Here is a 16,596-nt window from a genome sequence, read left to right as displayed (position 1 = left end):
GCAGCGAGCCGCTGCCTTTCAGGGCTCAAATCGCTGTGTTCCTGTCATACATGCAAAGCCCCGCAGACAAAGGTCTGCGGGGCTTTGTTGCTTTCAAGGACTGAAGAGGCCCAGCGCCCTAAGCACTGGAGCACATCCGCGCCGCATTGATCAGCCGCCCTTTGTCCTGCCAGGCATTGCGCTGGTACACGGAGTAGTGATTCTGGCCTTGGCCGCTGGTGAGTTCGACAAGCCCGGATGCCTTGTCGGGTTCAGTGCTGCCAACGAACAGCAGTGTCTTGCCACTTTCCTCCGTGGTGAAGGTCTGGGCGTCTTGCCGAATACCGTCCTTCACGCAGCTTATGTAGTCAGGGTTCGCCCTGGTCGTGATGCCGGAGGTTCCGTCGCGGCTGGCTCTGATGTCGGGGTTGTGCGTACAGCCTGTTGCGACCAGCAGGGCGGAAAGAAGCACCAAACTGCCGCTACGGATCGATGCTGAAGAGGGGCCAGGGGTCATGTTTTTCATGGCGGTTGCTCCAGGCTGGTGCATTTGGCCGGCCGGTGTGTGGCCGGCTGGCCGTTCGGGCAGGGCGCCTGGGAGCGGAGGTAATCGACGGGAGGGGCGAGAATCCTCCCCCCCGGTGACCACTGCCTATGCGAATCAAGTGTATTCCCGACGTTCGCCATTGTTTGGCCGGGCGATTACTGGTCTTGAAGATCGTTTTTCTTCCGCCTCTCCACCAGTCATCGGATTTTCCCTGGAGATTCTGACGTTCGTGCGCTATTGCTTATCAAATGCATCTGACAATGTGGTGCACCAGGAGCGATTCGTGATCGAACCGGATTACTGGGCAGAGCTGCGTCAGCTCTCTCTGAACGCATCTGCCGCGCATATCGCCATGGTGGCCTTCCTGGAAGAAGCGACAGTCCCTTGGTCGGATGACCAGATGGCGGATTTTGCGCGGCTCGTGTTGGCTGAACGGATGGCAATCAGCGCGTACACAACCTGCTGTTCACGCCTTGCGAGTCCAACGTTGGCGCCGGCCCGATTGCGGCTGGCTGTTGGTGAGTAGGCTTTCGTAGGGGTTCTGACTGGCTTCAGGACGGCGGCTCGGCCACTCCCTCGATCAACCCTTCATCATCATTGCGCACATCATTTACCCGCGTGGACACTGCACGCCCCACGAAGTCACTGCGCGCCGTGGCCATGGCGCGCTGTACCTGCTCGTCAGTTGTATCGGGCGCCAGCCACAGGTCGAACTGCTCGGACGCCAGGACCACTGGCATACGGTTGTGGATCGCACTGATGGAGGGGGCGGCTTCCCGGGTGAGCAGGGCGCAGGAGGTGATGGGCTGGCCATCCGGGGCGTGCCAGGTGGCCCACATGGCGGCGAATGCCAGCACGGCGTCGTTCGGGCTGTAGAGGTAATAGGGCTGGTGGACCAGTCGGCCGCGGGCGTTGCGGACTTCCTCGCGTGGGTTCCACTCATACCAACCCAGGGCCGGCATCAGGCAGCGCTGGGTGCGCAGGCTCTGTCGCCAAAGGGGCTTGCTGGCGGCTTCTTCGCTGCGGGCATTACAGGACATGGTCGGTGGCTTCGCTTCCTTCCACCAGGCAGGGATCAGGCCCCAGCGGGCGGATGCCAATTGCAGTTCGCCCTGTTCGTCAAGGCGCAGCATCGGGACGATGCTGGAGGGCGCCACGTTGAAGCTCTGGATCCAGCGTCCGGAGTCGCGGGCGCCGATGTGCCAGTAGTCTTCGATGGCGCGTTCCGAGGGGCTGACATAGCGGCCGCACATGGCAGGTTCCTGTATCCGGGGATGGATTGAGCATAGGTCCTGCGCAGCCTTGGCAGGGGTGAATGACATGAGATGGCAACCTGTTTAATGGCCAGGTGGCTGTATATCTGCGGTGAAATTCTGCGAAAAAGGCAACAAAATGCACGTTCTTTACAAGGAGCCACGCGCTCCCGCAGGCCTTCTGTCTTTTCTGGATTGACCGGGAGAAGTCTCTGCTATTTACTGTATATAAGTACAGTATTCTTAGGATTTCCCCCAATGGCCTTGATGATTGTTCCTGGCCCTTTCGGCAGCCCTTCCCCGGGGCTGCCGTTTTTCTCTACCGGCAATGGACGGGCCTGATGGGCGCTGTCGTTGCCCTCGACGTCCTGCTCAACGAGCGGCGGGTCTGGAAAGGCCAGTCCGGTGCGCAGCCGGCCGGCCGCGAGCAACCCACCGGCCATCGCATTCTGGACAGCGTGCTGCCGGGCGGTGGCTGGCCTGAAGCCGCGCTCAGCGAAATCCTGGTTCCAGCCGCGGGCCTGGGTGAGTTGCGCCTGCTCTGGCCCACGCTGGCACGGCTGACCGCCAGTGCCGAGCGCGTGGTGCTGGTGGCGCCACCGCATATTCCTTATCCACAGGCCTGGCGGGCAGCCGGCGTGGACTTGCGCTGGCTGGCGCTGGTGGAGGCCAGCGGCCGTGATGCGCTCTGGGCGGCTGAGCAATGCCTGCGCTCCGGCAGTTGCGGCGCCGTGCTCTGCTGGCCGCAGCAGGCCGACGACCGTGCCCTGCGCCGCTTGCAGGTGGCCGCCGAAACCGGGCAGACCCTGGCCTTTGCCTACCGGCCGCTCGATGCCGCCCTCAACCCCTCGCCAGCGGCCCTGCGCGTTGCCGTTGATGGACAGCCGGCGCAGTTGCGGGTGCTCAAGTGCCGGGGTGGGCTGCCACCTGCCGCGCCCATCGCTCTGGCTCGGTAAATCCTCATGCGCTGGGCCTGCATATTGCTGCCGCAATTGGCGCTGGATGGCGTGCTGCGCGGCCACCCCGACCCCGAGTCGCCCCTGGCGCTGGTGACCGGCACCCCCCAGCGCCGCGTGCTGCGTGCGCTCAACCCGGCGGCCAGGAGCCTGGGCTTGCGTCCCGGGCAGTCATTGACTGCTGCCCATGCCCTGACCCGCGATTTCACCCTGGTGGAATACGACCCGGCATCCATCGAGCGCTGGCAGCAATTGCTCGCTGCCTGGGCCTATGGCTTCAGCTCCCAGGTCAGCCTGCGCTATCCGCGTTGCCTGTTGTTGGAGGTGGAGTCCAGCTTCGCCCTGTTCGGCCCATGGCCGCGCTTCGAGGCTCGGCTGCGGGGGGAGCTGGCGGCCCTGGGGTTTCGTCACCGCATCGTAGTGGCGCCCAACCCGGTGGCGGCGCGGATGTTGGCCAATGCCTACGATGGCCTGGCAGTGGCGAACCAGGGTGAGTTGCGCGAGGTCCTGGGGCGGATGCCGGTGGAGCGAGCTGGCCTGGCTCGGGAAACCGTTACCGCTTTCATCCGCATGGGCCTGCGTACGGTCGAGCAGGTGCTGGCGCTGCCCCGGAGCACGGTCGCCCGGCGCTTTCCGGCCGAGGTGCTGCAGCACCTTGATACCCTGCTCGGCGAGCGTCCGCTGGCGCTGGAGTGCTACCGGCCGCCGGATGAGTTCGACCTGCGTATCGAGCTGAATTTCGAGGTGGAATCCCACCAGGCGTTGCTCTTTCCCCTGCGCCGTCTCACCGCCGACCTGGCCGCCTTCCTCGCCAGCCGCGACAGCGGGGTACAGCGCTTTACCCTCTATCTGGAACACCGCGACATCCCGGACACACAGGTGCCAGTGGGTTTGCTCAGCGCCGAGCGCGAGGCGGCCATGCTCTTCGAACTGGCTCGTGGGCGCCTGGAGCAGTTGCAGGTACCGGCGCCGGTGCGCGCTTTCCGCCTGCAGGCGCGGGACCTACCGGCCTTCGTGCCGGAACGGCGTGAGCTGTTCGATGAGCGCCCGCACCAATCCCTGCCCTGGGAGCAATTGCGCGAACGTCTGCGGGCACGGCTGGGGGACGATGCCGTGCACAGCCTGGCCGCTCGTGCCGATCACCGCCCCGAATGCGCCTGGCAGCTGGACGTCGATGCCCCGCAGGCGCCGATCCCGGCTGGCCCACCGCGTCCCGGTTGGCTGCTGCGTGACCCGGTGCTGCTGCGGGAGGGCAGCGTGCGCATCCTGGCCGGCCCCGAGCGCATCGAGTCCGGCTGGTGGGATGGCAGCGATGTACGCCGTGATTACTACCTGGTGGAAACCCGTGGCGGCCAGCGTGGTTGGGCCTTCCGGGCGGTGAACGGGGAGGGGCCGTTGCTGTTGCACGGCTGGTTCGCATGAGCGCCTACGCCGAGTTGCATTGCCTGTCCAATTTCAGCTTCCAGCGCGGCGCCTCCAGTGCCGACGAATTGTTCCAGCGGGCAGCGCGTCATGGTTACGCTGCCCTGGCGATCACTGACGAATGCACCCTGGCCGGTATCGTCCGCTCCTGGCAGGCGGCGAAGAAGGTTGAGCTGCCCCTGGTGATCGGCAGCGAGGTGCGCGTCGATGGCGGGCCCAAGCTGGTACTGCTGGTGGAGAACCTGACGGGTTACCAGCACCTCTGCCGGCTCATTACCCAGGCCCGGCGGCGGGCGAAGAAGGGGGAATACCGATTACTTCGTGAGGACCTGAGCGAATCCTCCAACGGCTTGCTGGCAATCTGGGTGCCCGACCGGGAAGACGACGACCATGAAGGCCCCTGGCTGCGCGCGTGCTTCCCCGAACGCCTGTGGCTGGCAGTGGAGCTGCACCAGGGTCCGGATGACGCCAGCCGCCTGGCTCGACTGCTGGGCCTGGCCGAACGCCTCGGGATTCCTGCGGTGGCGACCGGCGATGTGCATATGCATGCCCGTGGCCGCCGCGCCCTGCAGGATTGCATGACTGCCGTGCGCCACCATTGCACCCTGGCCGAAGCGGGGCACCGGCTGTTCCCCAATGGCGAGCGCCACCTGCGTCGCCGCGAAGTGCTGGCCAGTCTCTATCCGCCGGAGCTGCTTGCCGAATCGGTGCGCATCGCTCGCCGTTGCGGTTTCAACCTGGACCAACTGAACTACCAGTATCCCCGTGAACTAGTGCCGGACGGCCAAAGCCCCACCACCTGGCTGCGTATCGTCACCGAGAAGGGGATGGTCCGCCGCTGGCCCGATGGTGCGCCGGAGAAAGCCCGGATGCTGGTGGAGAAGGAGCTCGCACTGATCGCCGAGCTGGGCTACGAAAGCTATTTCCTCACGGTATATGACATCGTCGAGTTCGCCCGCAGAGAGAACATCCTCTGCCAGGGGCGCGGTTCGGCGGCCAACTCGGTGGTGTGCTTTGCCCTGGGCATCACCGAATTGAACCCATGCGATGCCACTGAACTCCTGTTCGAACGCTTCATGTCCCGGGAACGCAACGAGCCACCGGACATCGACGTCGACTTCGAGCACGAACGCCGCGAGGAAGTCATCCAGTACGTGTTCCGCCGTTATGGGCGGGGCAGGGCGGCGCTTACCGCCGTGGTCAGCACCTATCACGGGGCCGGTGCCATTCGCGATGTGGCCAAGGCCCTGGGGCTGCCGCCCGACCAGGTCAACGCTCTGGCCGACTGCTGTGGCGGCTGGAGCGACCAGGCCCCCTCGGCAGAGCGCCTGCGCGAGGTGGGTTTCGACCCCGACAGCCCGGTGTTGCGCCCGGTGCTGGCGCTGACCAACGAGCTGATCGGCTTTCCCCGCCACCTCTCGCAGCACCCCGGCGGTTTCGTGATTTCCGAAGCGCCGCTGGACAGCCTGGTGCCGGTGGAAAACGCCAGCATGGCCGAGCGCACCGTGATCCAGTGGGACAAGGACGACCTCGATCTGGTGGGGCTGCTCAAGGTGGACGTGCTGGCGCTCGGCATGCTCAGCGCGTTACGTCGCTGCTTCGCCCTGATCGAGCGCTATCGCGGCACCCAATGGACCCTGGCCACGCTGCCCAAGGAAGACACCGCCACCTACGAAATGATCAGCCGCGCCGACACCATCGGCGTATTCCAGATCGAGTCGCGGGCGCAGATGTCCATGCTGCCGCGCCTCAAGCCCAGGACCTTCTACGACCTGGTGATACAGGTCGCCATCGTCCGGCCGGGGCCGATCCAGGGCAACATGGTCCATCCCTACTTGCGCCGGCGTAACAAGGAAGAGCCGGTGACCTATCCGAAGGAAGAACTCATTCCCGTTTTCGAGCGGACCCTCGGCGTGCCACTGTTCCAGGAACAGGTGATGCAACTGGCCATGGTTGCCGCCGACTACACCCCCGGCGAGGCCGATGAGTTGCGCCGCAACATGGCGGCCTGGAAGCGCCATGGCGGCCTGGAGCACCATCGCCAGCGGCTCACTTCGCGAATGCTCGCCAAGGGGTATGAACAGGCGTTCATCGAGCGGATCTTCGAGCAGATCAAGGGCTTTGGCAGCTACGGTTTTCCCGAGTCCCATGCGGCCAGTTTCGCCCTGCTCACCTACGCCAGCTGCTGGCTGAAATGCCATGAGCCGGCCGCCTACGCCTGCGCCTTGATCAACAGCTGGCCCATGGGGTTCTACAGCCCCGACCAGGTGCTGCAGGACGCCCGCCGTCATGGCATCGAAGTGCGTCCGGTGGATGTGCAGCACTCCGACTGGGACTGCTCGCTGGAGCCGCTGGCGTTGGGGGGCGAACCGGCCATCCGTCTTGGGCTGCGCATGGTGAAAGGCTTTCGCGAGGACGATGCACGACGCATTGAGGTGACGCGGCAGGCTGCGCCATTCAGCAGTGTGAGCGACCTCAGCCAACGCGCCCATCTGGATGCTCGCGCTCGCGAACTGCTGGCCGATTCCGGCGCCCTGCGCGATCTGGCCGGTCATCGCCATCGAGCGCGCTGGGCGATGGCCGGGGTGGAGGTGCAGGCGCCACTCTTCGCCGATCTGCCGGAGCAGGAGGAAGCGCAAGTGGCGCTGCCGCTACCCAGCGTGGCTGAAGACATGCTCACTGACTACGCAACGCTGGGCACCACCCTCGGGCCGCACCCCATGGCGTTGCTACGGAGTGCGCTGCGCAAGCGGCGTTGCCGCAGTTCGCGGGAACTGTTGGCGGTGGAACATGGGCGGCAGGTCAGCGTCGCCGGCCTGGTGGTGGGTCGGCAGCGTCCGCAGACCGCCAGCGGGGTGATTTTCGTCACCCTGGAAGACGAGCACGGCATGGTCAATGTGGTGGTCTGGCACGACCTGGCGGAACGCCAGCGCCGTGTGCTGGTGGGCTCGCAACTGCTGCAGGTGGATGGCCGCCTGGAGTCGGTGGACGGCGTGCGCCACCTCATTGCCCGACGCCTGCACGACCTCACGCCGCTGCTCAGCGGCCTTGATGTGAAAAGCCGGGATTTCCACTAGGCAGACGCTCCATCCGGATGGGTAGGGCTTGCGAACCCATCGCCCAGCACTGATGGGTTTCGCTGCGCTCAACCACATCCTACGAAGAGCAGCGTCCACAAAAATGCGTATTTCGCCGAAGATGCCGACGTTTGGTGGATTTTGTAGGGGTGAATTCATTCGCCAAGGGGCGCATTGCACCCCCGTTCTACAAGACGTTCAGTGCGGAGTAATCGGAGAGTCTTTCGCCTTGTGCCGCCGGAACGAGCGGGAGGAGTGGGGCGGCGAAGGCCGGCTGTGGTGATGGTGGTGATGGTGAGAGATCCTGAGCATGGCCCACAGCAGCGCGACCGCTGCCAGCAGCCAACCCATGATCATCAGGGCTATGAAGAATTCGGGACCCATTGCAAACCGCCTCTGGCGCCAAAGTGAAGGACGCACAACCGGAGTCTAGCCGCGCCATTGTGACGGTCACTTGAAGCCGGCTGCCTTTGGTCGGCTGGCACGATGGAATCAGACGAGACGCCTATCCGCACTCCTGGTCCATGTTGCGCTTGGCCTTCTCGGTGGGTGCGTTTCGGTACTGCTCGGTCCAGAACTGACATTTGGCATCGTTCAGCCGACGCTGCTCCTCCAGGCGTTCCAGGCGCTCGTTGTCCGCGCGCTGGGTGGCGTTGTAGCGCTCCTCGTACGTCTGCAGGCGTTCTTCGCCCGTGCTCGGTGGCGTTGGCGCCGGCTGCGGCGGTGACGCGGGTGGTGGGGTGAAGACCTGGGCAACCGGGGTCTCGCTATCGGCCATGTAGAACTGGTAGCCGAGGTAGGCGGTCAGGCTGATGGCGATAAAGCCGAGCCAGACTCCCAGCGCGACGCTGAGGGTCAGGACCGCAGGATTGAAGCTGATGCGCAGGATGCGACGTGGGCGAGCCATGGAGCCTCCGAGGCGATGGGCGGCTGTTTCAGTGTACCTCCAGCACCTCGAAGGTTTGGCTGCCGTTGCCAATGGTCAGCGTCACCTCTGCGCCTTCGACTTTGCCCAGCAGGGCCTGGCCCAGAGGCGAACGGGGGCTGATCACCGTGATTTCCTCGCCGTCGTCCACCACTTTCAGGCCAGCGGCTTCGGGGCCGAGGAACAACCGCTGCTCGCTGCCGTCTTCTGCCGCCAGTAGCACCAGGGCGCTGAGCTGAATGCCGCGTGCGGGATCGAAGGGGCGCAGATTGAGGTGTTCGAACAGCCCCAGCGCCTGCTTGATCTCCGCGGCCCGGCGGGCCTGGCCGGTGGCCAGGTAGGAGGCTTCCAGGCCAAGGGTGTCGTATTTGTTTTCCGCGATGTTCTCGGCGTGGGTCGCCGCCTCGTAGGCAGTCTGCGCCGCGCGTTGCAGCACGTGCAGGTCGGCGGCGAGCTTGTCGAGGATCAGGCGATGGATACGGGCTTTGTCCATGGGGAAGGTCGAGGCTGAAGGGGCAGGCGACGCATTCTAAGGGGCCAAGCGCGGTGGCGGGAAACGGGTCTGTACAAGAAGGGACGAACCTGTGCACAGAGTTGGCGCAGAAGTACCTTCGTACCAGCTTGGCGAAAGACCCGGCGGCCCCATTTCATGCCATTCGTCGTCGTCTGGAACACCCGTGCAACATAGGTTCTAGCCGCCTTTCCGAGGAAAATGCCCCGCAACGGGGCGGGCAGGGTATTGACAGTTTCAAGTTGTGCACAGTCGCGAAGCAGCCTCGCAAACGGCTACCGAAATCCCCTGTAAGCGCTTGATTCTCTATGATGAATTCGTAAGTGCATGAAAAATAAGGATTTTTATAATTGGTGAAAAAATCATCAGTTTGAGCGGAAGCCACGCTGCATAGGCACTTGGTGACGTTTCGAGCATCTTCTTCACAGAGTTATCCACAGCTTCTGTGGATTGTCCCGAGCACTTGCTCTAGAACGCGACCTGCGGCAATTGCAAGACTTTACCTGCTACGAAAAAGGAGTAGAGTTGCGCGCCTTTCCGGCCACCTGCCTCTTTTTTCATGAAGTACCGCGTTCCCGCCGACTCCATTGCCAATCAGCAAACCTTGCCGACCCGAGTCGCCCTCTGGCTGCTGGACAGCCCGCGCCTGGGCCAGACGCGGAGCGTGAAGCGGTTCGCCGGCAAGCTGCTCAAGCAGCCGGCACGAGAAGGTGTGGTGGCGGCCCAGAGCCGTCTCGGGCAAATGCTCTGCCGCGACTGCGGCAACCAGCGTGACCGCCGCATCGGTCTGGACATGCTGCGACAGGCCGCCCGTGCCGGTGATCGCCGTGCGCAGCTCGAGCTGGGCCGCCTGTGCAGCCAGCCGCGCATCAACGAGCCGGAACAAGCCCGCCACTGGCTGGAACAGGCCGCTGCCCAGGGGTCCCACGAAGCCAAACGCCTGCTCAGCCGCCTCCCGCTGCAATCCTGATCGCGCCGCGCGCCGCTGGGTATACTCGCGGCATTCCAGCGCGGAGCCGCTCATGCCCCTAGATATCCCCAACCTGTTGATTGGCCTGCTGGCCGCCGCCGTGCCCCTGCTGGGCCTGGCCTGGCAGCAGCACCGCAAGCTCAACGCCCTCCAGACCGAACACACACTCCTTGAAGAGCGCCTGGCCAATGCCCAACTGGCCCAGGACGGCCTGGCCGTGCAACTGGACGACAGCCGCGACGAGAACCGCGAGCTCAGCCAGCTCAATGCCGCCCAGCAGGCTGAGTTGGCGGCTTTGCGCCGTGAGGCCGAATTGCTCGGCGTCGAACGCCAGAGCGCCCGCGAAGCCTTGCTGGCGTGGAACCAGGAACGCGAGCGCAAGGATGCCGAGCTGCGCCGCCTGGATGCCGATCGCGCCGGACTGGAGGCCGAACTGCGTGAACAGCGTGAGGCCCACGAACAGCGCCTGGGCGACCTGCAGGCCGCCCGCGACGACCTGCGCGCACAGTTCGCCGAACTGGCGGGGAAGATCTTCGACGAGCGCGAACAGCGGTTCGCCGAAACCAGCCAGCAGCGCCTCGGCCAGTTGCTCGACCCGCTCAAGGAGCGCATCCAGGCCTTCGAGAAGCGGGTGGAAGAAAGCTATCAACAGGAAGCCCGCGAGCGCTTCTCTCTCGGCAAAGAGCTGGAGCGTCTGCAACAGCTCAACCAGCGCCTGGGGGACGAAGCCACCAACCTCACCCGCGCCCTCAAAGGCCAGAAGACCCAGGGCAACTGGGGCGAGCTGGTGCTGGAACGGGTACTGGAGCATGCCGGCCTTGAGAAGGGCCGCGAGTACCAGACCCAGGTCAGCCTGAAGAGCGCCGATGGCGAGCGCTTCCAGCCCGACGTGCTGATCCAGTTGCCGGGGGACAAGCAGGTGGTGGTGGACGCCAAGGTCAGCCTGACGGCCTACCAGGCGCTGGTCGCAGCCGAGGACGAAAACACCCGCAGCCAGGCCCTGAAACAGCACGTACTGTCCTTGCGCAGCCACCTCAAGGGGCTGTCGGTGAAGGACTACCAGCGCCTGGAGGGCCTGCACAGCCTGGACTTCGTGCTGCTCTTCGTGCCCATCGAAGCGGCCTTCGCCGCCGCCTTGCAGGCGGACCCGGGGTTGTTCCAGGAGGCTTTCGAGCAACACATCGTGATCGTCAGCCCGACCACTCTGCTGGCCACCCTGCGGGTGATCGACAGCCTCTGGCGCCAGGAGCGGCAAAGCCAGAACGCCCGGGAAATCGCCGAGCGAGCGGGAGCGCTATACGACAAGTTCGTTGCCTTCGTCCAAGACCTGGACGAGATGGGCAGCCGTCTGCAGCAACTGGACAAGGCTTATGCCAACGCCCGCAACAAGCTGGTGGAAGGCCGCGGCAACCTGATCAGCCGGGTGGAAAACCTCAAGCTCCTCGGCGCCCGCGCCAGCAAGAGCCTGCCCAATGACCTGCTTGAGCGGGCGGCGGGGTTGCCGCTGCTGGATGAGCAGATAGAGGGCTGAGGTTGTTGGGCAGACCTTCGGTCTGCTTGGCGAATGAATTCACTCCCACATGGTCAACCCGTCGCCTCCGCCGCTGCCCTTTGGGCGGCCGGTGAGCTGGCCAGGTAATCCAGCGCCACCTGCAGATCGCCTTCGCTGCGCGGGTGAAAATCCGGTTTGAAATACCGCAGCACCGCCACGCCGATGCTGCCCATGGCAGGCAGCAGGTCGCGCTTGCCCAGGGCGTGCCAGAGCCGCAGGAAGCCCCAGTGGTAGCGGGTGGCCGGGTCCTGGCGCATCAGGGTGCGCATGGAGCGGCTGAACAGGAAGATCAGCGCGCCGCTGGCCACCAGCATGTAGAACCAGCGCATCAGCAGGCTGCCTTTCAGGTGCACGTGCAGGTCGTGGGCCACGCAGCGGTGTTCCACTTCCTCGGCACCGTGCCAGCGCAGCAGGTCGAGCATCACCGGGTCGGCGTTGTCCAGGCTGCGGGTGGTGATGATCCAGTTGCCCAGTACGCAGGTGAAATGCTCCACCGCGGCAATCAGCCCAACGCGCTGCCGCAGCCACCAGGGCTGCAGCCAGCGGGTGACGGCGTTTTCGCCCAGCGGGTAGTCGCACAGCACCTTCTCGAACAGCCAGTAGATGCCCTTGGTGAACGGCGTCGGGTCGATGCCGTGGCGCTCCAGGTAGGGCGTGAGGGCGCTGTCATGGGCGCGGGCGTGCTGCGCCTCCTGGCGCACGAAACCGCGCACGTCCTCGTGCAGGCGCTCATCGGTAATCAGCGGCAGGGCCTTGTTGTAGACCCGGCAGAACCAGAATTCTCCAGCCGGCAGGATCAGGTGCAGGGTGTTCATGATGTGCGAGGCCTCTGGCTCGCCGGGCACCCAATGCAGCGGCGTGTCGGCGAAGTCGAAACGCACCTTGCGCTGTTCCAGGCGGTGATGCTCATGGCTCATGGAGAGGGCCTCAGGCAGAAAGGTTCATGCGCGCCAGCAGGCGCGACAGCCAGGGAGCGAAGCGCCATTGGGCGACGCTGAGATGGGCTTCGCTGCCCACCGCCTGCACGGCCTTGTTGCGCTCCACCGCATCGGCAATGCGCGCGGCCACGGTTTCGGCGCTGAGGTTGCGGCGCCGGTAGAGCCGCTGCACCTTGGCCTTGCGCTTGGCTTCGGCTTCGCTGTCCAGGCCGTTGAAGCGGGTAGCCTGGATGATTCCGGTGTTGACCAGGCCGGGGCAGATGGCGGTGACGCCGATGCCCTTGCCGGCGAGTTCGGCGCGCAGGCATTCGCTGAGCATCAGTACCGCGGCCTTGCTGGTGGCGTAAGCCGCGTAGTTGCGTGACGGCACGAAGGCCGCTGCCGAGGCGACGTTGACGATGTGCCCGCGCTTACCGGCATCGACCATCTGTTGGGCGAACAGGCGGCAACCGTCGATCACGCTCCACAGGTTGACCCGCAGCAGGCGCTCCCAGTCCTCGGCTCGGGTATCGAGCATGGCGCCGGCCATGCCGATGCCGGCGTTGTTGATCACCAGGTCGGGGCAGCCGAACTCTGCCTGTACCGAATGGGCGAAGGCCTCCATCTGCGCGCTGTCGCTGACATCCAGTTGCCACGCCCAGGCCTCGGCGCCCAGGGCGCGGGCCAGTTCGGCACTGCGTTCGGCGGCGCCCAGGTCGATATCGGCAGCCAGAACGCTGGCGCCGCGTTCGGCGAACTCCAACAGGGTGGCGCGGCCAATGCCGCCACCAGCGCCAGTTATCAGCACCAGCTTGCCGGCGAAGCGGCCACTGCCGGGCCGTATCTTCGCCAGATCCAGGGCACGGCTGGCGTTGCCGCCTTCGAGGTGATCGACGAACTCCCGAATCCACCCGGCCAGGCGGCTCGGGTCGGCCATCAGTTGCCAGTGCCCGGCGGCCACCTCACGACGCCACAGGCGTGGAACCCATCGATCCAGGTACTGGAACAGCTGCGGGCGCACGAAGCGGTCGCGGGTGGGGACGATCAGTTGCACCGGCACCTCGGTCGGGCGCTGGCGCGGGCGGAACAGGCTGGTGATGAAGTTGGCGCGATAGAGCTTCACGCCGTGTTGGCCATCGGATGCCTGGGTGGGGTTGGGGCGTGATTCGCGCACGCCCTCCAGGCGCCGCAGCAAGGTCGGCCAGGCGCGGGCGAGTCCGACACGCCAGAGCAACTCCGGCAGCAGCGGGGTGTGGAAGAACGCGATATACCAGGAGCTGACCAACTGCCCGATCACCTGGCCGAGCGCGCGTGGGCGCTTTTCCTTCAGGCGCGCGCGCATCCAGTGGCCCACGTGGTCGAGGCAGGGGCCGGACACCGTGGTGTAGGAGGCCAGCAACGGCTGGATACGTGGCTCGGTGACCGCTTCCCAGGACTGGATCGAACCCCAGTCATGGGCCACGAGATGCACCGGGCGATCCGGGCTGACGGCCTTGATCACGGCCTCCAGGTCGTTGGCCAGCTTCTCCAGGCGGTAGTCGCGGGTCTTGCGTGGGATATCCGAGGCACCGGCGCCGCGCACGTCGTAGGCGATGATCTGGTAGTCGGCGGCCAGTTCGCGGATCAGCGGCAGCCAGACTTCTTGGTTATCGGGGTAGCCGTGTACCAGCAGCAGGGTTGGCCCGGCGGCATTGCCCCAGCGGTAGGCGGCCAGTTCCACGCCATCGCCTTTCACGGCCAAGCGCTGGGGTTCGAGCATCAGTGGCGCGTTCATGCGGCCACCTGCCTGGCCTGGCCGCGGCGAACATGGGGCATGCCTTCCTCCAGCTGCTGCTTGCCCGGATAGAAAGCCAGATTGAAGCCGCCCAAGTGGCGCAGCCCGTCGAAGCCCTTGAACACGGTGCGCGGGCCGAACCAGTCCTTCACGCCGTGATCCTGCAACCAGGTCTTCATCAGGGCAGCGGCTTCCTTTTCACTGACCCCGGGCTTGAGTTCGCCGGCGATGGTTTCCGCGCAGCGATAGGCCAGTTGCTGCGCGTTGCGGAACTCGGACAGGTCTTGGGCACTGAGGGCAGGGGCAGGCATGGTGATCTCCGTGTCGTGACTGTTACATCAGTCAATGTCACGGTCATTCTTGAACAGGAAATCCGACCCTGGCCATAGCCGCGCCCTGCTCGGCGTACGTGCTGTTACCGCGTTACCGCCGAGCGTCAAGGCTTGATATAGAGCGGTTGCGATGAGGTTTTTGCGCTGTGCCGGATCACGCCCTGCGGCAAGTCCAGCCAATGGTTGGGCCAACCCAGGCGTTGTTGTTGGGGGGCGAGAGGCGGCGATATGATCCGGCCCATGAAAAATGTCCCTTCCTTTCTCAGTAAGTTGCTCAACCAGGCCGCCGAGGCTCCGGTGCTGCCGGATGCCGAATACACGGTGGATGAACTGGCCGTCGAGGCCGGTACCACAGTGCGCAACCTGCGCGCCTATCAGGATCGCGGCCTGTTGCCGCCGCCGGAGCGGCGCGGGCGTGTGGGGATCTACAACGGCGAGCACCTGGCGCGGTTGCGGCTGATCGGCCAGTTGCTGGAACGCGGCTACAGCATCGCCAGCATCCGCGAGCTGCTGGAGGCCTGGGAGCAAGGGCAGGATCTCGCCCATGTACTGGGGCTGGAACAGGCCATAGTCGGCGCCTGGAACCTGGTGGAACCGACGCGGTTGGGCTTCGACGAAGTGCAGGCGCTGTTCGGCGCCGACCTCACCGACGACAACATGGACCGCGCTCGTGAACTGGGTCTGATCGAGTTCGCCGGCGACCATCTGCGGGTGCTCAACCCGCGCGTGTTCAATGCCGGGGTGCAGCTCTACCGCTCGGGGATTCCACTGGATGCGCTGCTGGACCAGTTCGCGGCTATCCGCCGCCAGGTGGAGCCGGTGTCGGCCGGCATCGTGCGGATGATCGTCGAGCACCTGGTCAACCCGCTGCTCTCCAGCAGCCTGCCCCACGTCAGCGAGCTGGATGACCTCAATCGCCAGTTGCTGGCCCTGCGCCCGCTGGTGGAACAGGTAGTGGACAGCGAACTGGCGCGTGGCCTGCAACTCTCGGCCAATCAGGAGTTGGGAGAGCGCGTAGGGGAATTGCTCAAGGGGTTCCTGAAGCGCTGAACCTTCAGGCCATCAGCAGGACAACGGTACCCGCCAGCAACCCTCCACCGATAAAGGGAAAGGTGCGCAGCGCCAGTCCTTTGCCGCCGATCACCGCAATCAGGCCCGCTTTCACCAGGCTATTGCTCAGCACCGCGAGGAAGATGCCGCGCACGGCCACTTCCGCCCCGAGCTCACGGTTGGCACCCCTGGCCAGCGACAGGGTAATGGCATCCACATCCGTGAGGCCCGAGAGCAGCGAGACCAGGTAGACGCCCACATCTCCCAGGTAGCGGCGCGCTGCCTCAACCAGGAACAGGATCAGCGCCAGCAACGCGGCGAAGCGCAGGGCCGGGCCCAGCTCGAATGGGTTTTTCAGGGGCGGCTCGGCTTTGGGTGATTCATCCTCGGCGGCCATTCTCCAGTAGAAGAACGCGCCGGCGGCGTATACCAGCGCTGTAATACCCAGGGGCCAGCCCAGCCTGGGCAGCAGGGCGGGGTTCACCAGACCGACCTCCAGCAGCACCCGGGGAAACATCAGCGCCGACGTGGCCAGCAGGCCGGCGGCCAGCAGCGGGCGCAGGGACCGGTGCCCGGTGAGGTGGGACAGCGTGATGGTCATCGCTGTCGAGGACACCGTGCCGCCCAGCAATGCTGTCAGCAGCAGGCCGCGCTGGGTGCCCACCAGGCGGATGGCAAAGTACGCGGCGAACCCCAGCGCGGCGATCAGCACCACCATCCACCAGGTGGCGTAGGGGTTGAAGACTTCCCACGGTCCGTAGCCTTTATTGGGCAACACCGGGAGCATCACCACAGAGATGAACAGCAGCTTCAGGGCCGCCGAGAGCTCCGTCTCCTGCAGACGGAACAGCGCCTTGTGCAGTTCATCCTTGAGGCTCAACAGCAGCGCAACGACCACGGCTCCGGACGCGGACAACGTGTGATAGCCAGCCACCGCCAGGCTGCCCAGAAGAAAGGTGATGAGCAGGGTCAACTCGCTGGAGAGTCCCAGGTCGCCCACATAGACGAGTTCGCCGAAGTACGACGCGATCACCAGCACGGCGAAGCAGGCGAAGATCGCTACCCAGACCGCGGTGCCAAACTGCTCGCCAAGAAAGGCGGCGAACCCGCCGAGCAGCCCGGTGAGGCCGAAGGATCGGATGCCCGCCACCAGCCGCAGGGCCTCCTTGTTGCGCTCGCGCCAACCGCGCTCGGCGCCAATCAGCAGGCCGACGGCAAGGGCGCTGGCGAAGTCGAGCAGGACATCCGTAGCGTCGGGCATGGCGCTTCCTTTCATCGGGATAGGAAGCAGTCTAGACCGGGGTGGGGGCGGAACCTTGAATTGGGTTGGC

14 protein-coding genes and 1 pseudogene are annotated in these 16,596 nt (G+C 65.2%); 7 read left to right on the top strand and 8 right to left on the bottom strand.

The genetic code is table 11. The features are described 5' to 3' along the window. Window positions 1-118 precede the first annotated feature (118 nt). Window positions 119-505, bottom strand: coding sequence for a hypothetical protein (locus FFS60_RS20655; protein WP_028627616.1), 387 nt, complete (start codon window positions 503-505; stop codon window positions 119-121). A gap of 115 nt (window positions 506-620) precedes the next feature. Between FFS60_RS20655 and FFS60_RS20650 the strand changes: the two genes are divergently transcribed. Beyond that, the gene (locus tag FFS60_RS20650; protein ID WP_137823014.1) at window positions 621-1,052 is read left to right on the top strand and encodes a hypothetical protein; all 432 of its coding nucleotides are present in this window, start codon (window positions 621-623) and stop codon (window positions 1,050-1,052) included. A 25-nt stretch (window positions 1,053-1,077) separates the two neighbouring features. On the opposite strand, the gene FFS60_RS20645 is transcribed toward FFS60_RS20650, so the two are convergent. Beyond that, complete coding sequence (locus tag FFS60_RS20645) at window positions 1,078-1,779, bottom strand: SOS response-associated peptidase (RefSeq protein ID WP_137823013.1); 702 nt, start codon at window positions 1,777-1,779, stop codon at window positions 1,078-1,080. A 341-nt stretch (window positions 1,780-2,120) separates the two neighbouring features. On the opposite strand from FFS60_RS20645, the gene imuA reads away from it, so the two are divergent. Genes imuA through FFS60_RS20630 form a run of 3 tightly spaced genes read left to right on the top strand, consistent with a single transcriptional unit; the run spans window position 2,121 to window position 7,234 of the window. Beyond that, window positions 2,121-2,735 carry a translesion DNA synthesis-associated protein ImuA gene (imuA, locus tag FFS60_RS20640; RefSeq protein WP_137823012.1) on the top strand — a complete coding sequence of 205 codons (615 nt, stop codon included), beginning with the start codon at window positions 2,121-2,123 and terminating at the stop codon, window positions 2,733-2,735. 6 nt (window positions 2,736-2,741) lie between these two features. After that, window positions 2,742-4,157 (top strand): DNA polymerase Y family protein, encoded by a 1,416-nt coding sequence (locus FFS60_RS20635; protein WP_137823011.1) that lies wholly within the window; start codon window positions 2,742-2,744, stop codon window positions 4,155-4,157. Then, a complete protein-coding gene (locus FFS60_RS20630; RefSeq protein WP_137823010.1) occupies window positions 4,154-7,234 on the top strand; it encodes an error-prone DNA polymerase in 3,081 nt (1,026 codons plus the stop codon). Before FFS60_RS20635 ends, FFS60_RS20630 begins: the two co-directional genes overlap by 4 nt. A gap of 505 nt (window positions 7,235-7,739) precedes the next feature. Here the strand turns inward: FFS60_RS20630 and FFS60_RS20620 are convergent. Continuing rightward, window positions 7,740-8,141: a hypothetical protein gene (locus FFS60_RS20620; RefSeq protein ID WP_028627622.1), complete on the bottom strand. Its 402-nt coding sequence runs from the start codon at window positions 8,139-8,141 to the stop codon at window positions 7,740-7,742. A gap of 28 nt (window positions 8,142-8,169) precedes the next feature. Next, a complete protein-coding gene (locus FFS60_RS20615) occupies window positions 8,170-8,652 on the bottom strand; it encodes a GreA/GreB family elongation factor (protein WP_028627623.1) in 483 nt (160 codons plus the stop codon). A gap of 577 nt (window positions 8,653-9,229) precedes the next feature. Between FFS60_RS20615 and FFS60_RS20610 the strand changes: the two genes are divergently transcribed. Together FFS60_RS20610 and rmuC are read left to right on the top strand one after the other, a co-directional pair. After that, a complete protein-coding gene (locus FFS60_RS20610; RefSeq protein ID WP_137823009.1) occupies window positions 9,230-9,640 on the top strand; it encodes a tetratricopeptide repeat protein in 411 nt (136 codons plus the stop codon). 52 nt (window positions 9,641-9,692) lie between these two features. Continuing rightward, complete coding sequence (rmuC, locus tag FFS60_RS20605; protein ID WP_137823008.1) at window positions 9,693-11,171, top strand: DNA recombination protein RmuC; 1,479 nt, start codon at window positions 9,693-9,695, stop codon at window positions 11,169-11,171. A gap of 53 nt (window positions 11,172-11,224) precedes the next feature. Here the strand turns inward: rmuC and FFS60_RS20600 are convergent, their stop codons facing one another. From FFS60_RS20600 to FFS60_RS20590, 3 genes and pseudogenes are all read right to left on the bottom strand, one after another. Then, window positions 11,225-12,109: a metal-dependent hydrolase gene (locus tag FFS60_RS20600; RefSeq protein ID WP_028627626.1), complete on the bottom strand. Its 885-nt coding sequence runs from the start codon at window positions 12,107-12,109 to the stop codon at window positions 11,225-11,227. A gap of 10 nt (window positions 12,110-12,119) precedes the next feature. Then, a complete protein-coding gene (locus FFS60_RS20595; protein WP_137823007.1) occupies window positions 12,120-13,883 on the bottom strand; it encodes an SDR family oxidoreductase in 1,764 nt (587 codons plus the stop codon). 29 nt (window positions 13,884-13,912) lie between these two features. Beyond that, window positions 13,913-14,194, bottom strand: a pseudogene (locus FFS60_RS20590) (Xaa-Pro aminopeptidase); the annotation flags it as partial. 261 nt (window positions 14,195-14,455) lie between these two features. Here FFS60_RS20590 and FFS60_RS20585 point away from each other — a divergent pair. Next, window positions 14,456-15,265 carry a MerR family transcriptional regulator gene (locus tag FFS60_RS20585; RefSeq protein WP_028627629.1) on the top strand — a complete coding sequence of 270 codons (810 nt, stop codon included), beginning with the start codon at window positions 14,456-14,458 and terminating at the stop codon, window positions 15,263-15,265. Between the two features lie 4 nt (window positions 15,266-15,269). Here FFS60_RS20585 and FFS60_RS20580 read toward each other — a convergent pair whose 3' ends face one another. Next, complete coding sequence (locus FFS60_RS20580; protein ID WP_137823005.1) at window positions 15,270-16,526, bottom strand: MgtC/SapB family protein; 1,257 nt, start codon at window positions 16,524-16,526, stop codon at window positions 15,270-15,272. Between the last annotated feature and the right edge of the window lie 70 nt (window positions 16,527-16,596).

This window comes from Pseudomonas sp. D(2018), from assembly GCF_005502555.1.
GTDB lineage: Bacteria > Pseudomonadota > Gammaproteobacteria > Pseudomonadales > Pseudomonadaceae > Metapseudomonas > Metapseudomonas resinovorans.
The sequence above is the reverse complement of the archived record's forward strand: the minus strand, read 5'-3'. Positions and strand labels throughout refer to the sequence as shown.

What these genes read in the sequence shown, in the direction of transcription:
- FFS60_RS20655 (WP_028627616.1), bottom strand. Translation starts at nt 505, where the DNA reads ATGAAAAACATGACCCCTGGCCCCTCTTCAGCATCGATCCGTAGCGGC.
- FFS60_RS20645 (WP_137823013.1), bottom strand. Translation starts at nt 1,779, where the DNA reads ATGTGCGGCCGCTATGTCAGCCCCTCGGAACGCGCCATCGAAGACTAC.
- imuA (WP_137823012.1), top strand. Translation starts at nt 2,121, where the DNA reads ATGGGCGCTGTCGTTGCCCTCGACGTCCTGCTCAACGAGCGGCGGGTC.
- FFS60_RS20635 (WP_137823011.1), top strand. Translation starts at nt 2,742, where the DNA reads ATGCGCTGGGCCTGCATATTGCTGCCGCAATTGGCGCTGGATGGCGTG.
- FFS60_RS20630 (WP_137823010.1), top strand. Translation starts at nt 4,154, where the DNA reads ATGAGCGCCTACGCCGAGTTGCATTGCCTGTCCAATTTCAGCTTCCAG.
- FFS60_RS20620 (WP_028627622.1), bottom strand. Translation starts at nt 8,141, where the DNA reads ATGGCTCGCCCACGTCGCATCCTGCGCATCAGCTTCAATCCTGCGGTC.
- FFS60_RS20615 (WP_028627623.1), bottom strand. Translation starts at nt 8,652, where the DNA reads ATGGACAAAGCCCGTATCCATCGCCTGATCCTCGACAAGCTCGCCGCC.
- FFS60_RS20610 (WP_137823009.1), top strand. Translation starts at nt 9,230, where the DNA reads ATGAAGTACCGCGTTCCCGCCGACTCCATTGCCAATCAGCAAACCTTG.
- rmuC (WP_137823008.1), top strand. Translation starts at nt 9,693, where the DNA reads ATGCCCCTAGATATCCCCAACCTGTTGATTGGCCTGCTGGCCGCCGCC.
- FFS60_RS20600 (WP_028627626.1), bottom strand. Translation starts at nt 12,109, where the DNA reads ATGAGCCATGAGCATCACCGCCTGGAACAGCGCAAGGTGCGTTTCGAC.
- FFS60_RS20595 (WP_137823007.1), bottom strand. Translation starts at nt 13,883, where the DNA reads ATGAACGCGCCACTGATGCTCGAACCCCAGCGCTTGGCCGTGAAAGGC.
- FFS60_RS20585 (WP_028627629.1), top strand. Translation starts at nt 14,456, where the DNA reads ATGAAAAATGTCCCTTCCTTTCTCAGTAAGTTGCTCAACCAGGCCGCC.
- FFS60_RS20580 (WP_137823005.1), bottom strand. Translation starts at nt 16,526, where the DNA reads ATGCCCGACGCTACGGATGTCCTGCTCGACTTCGCCAGCGCCCTTGCC.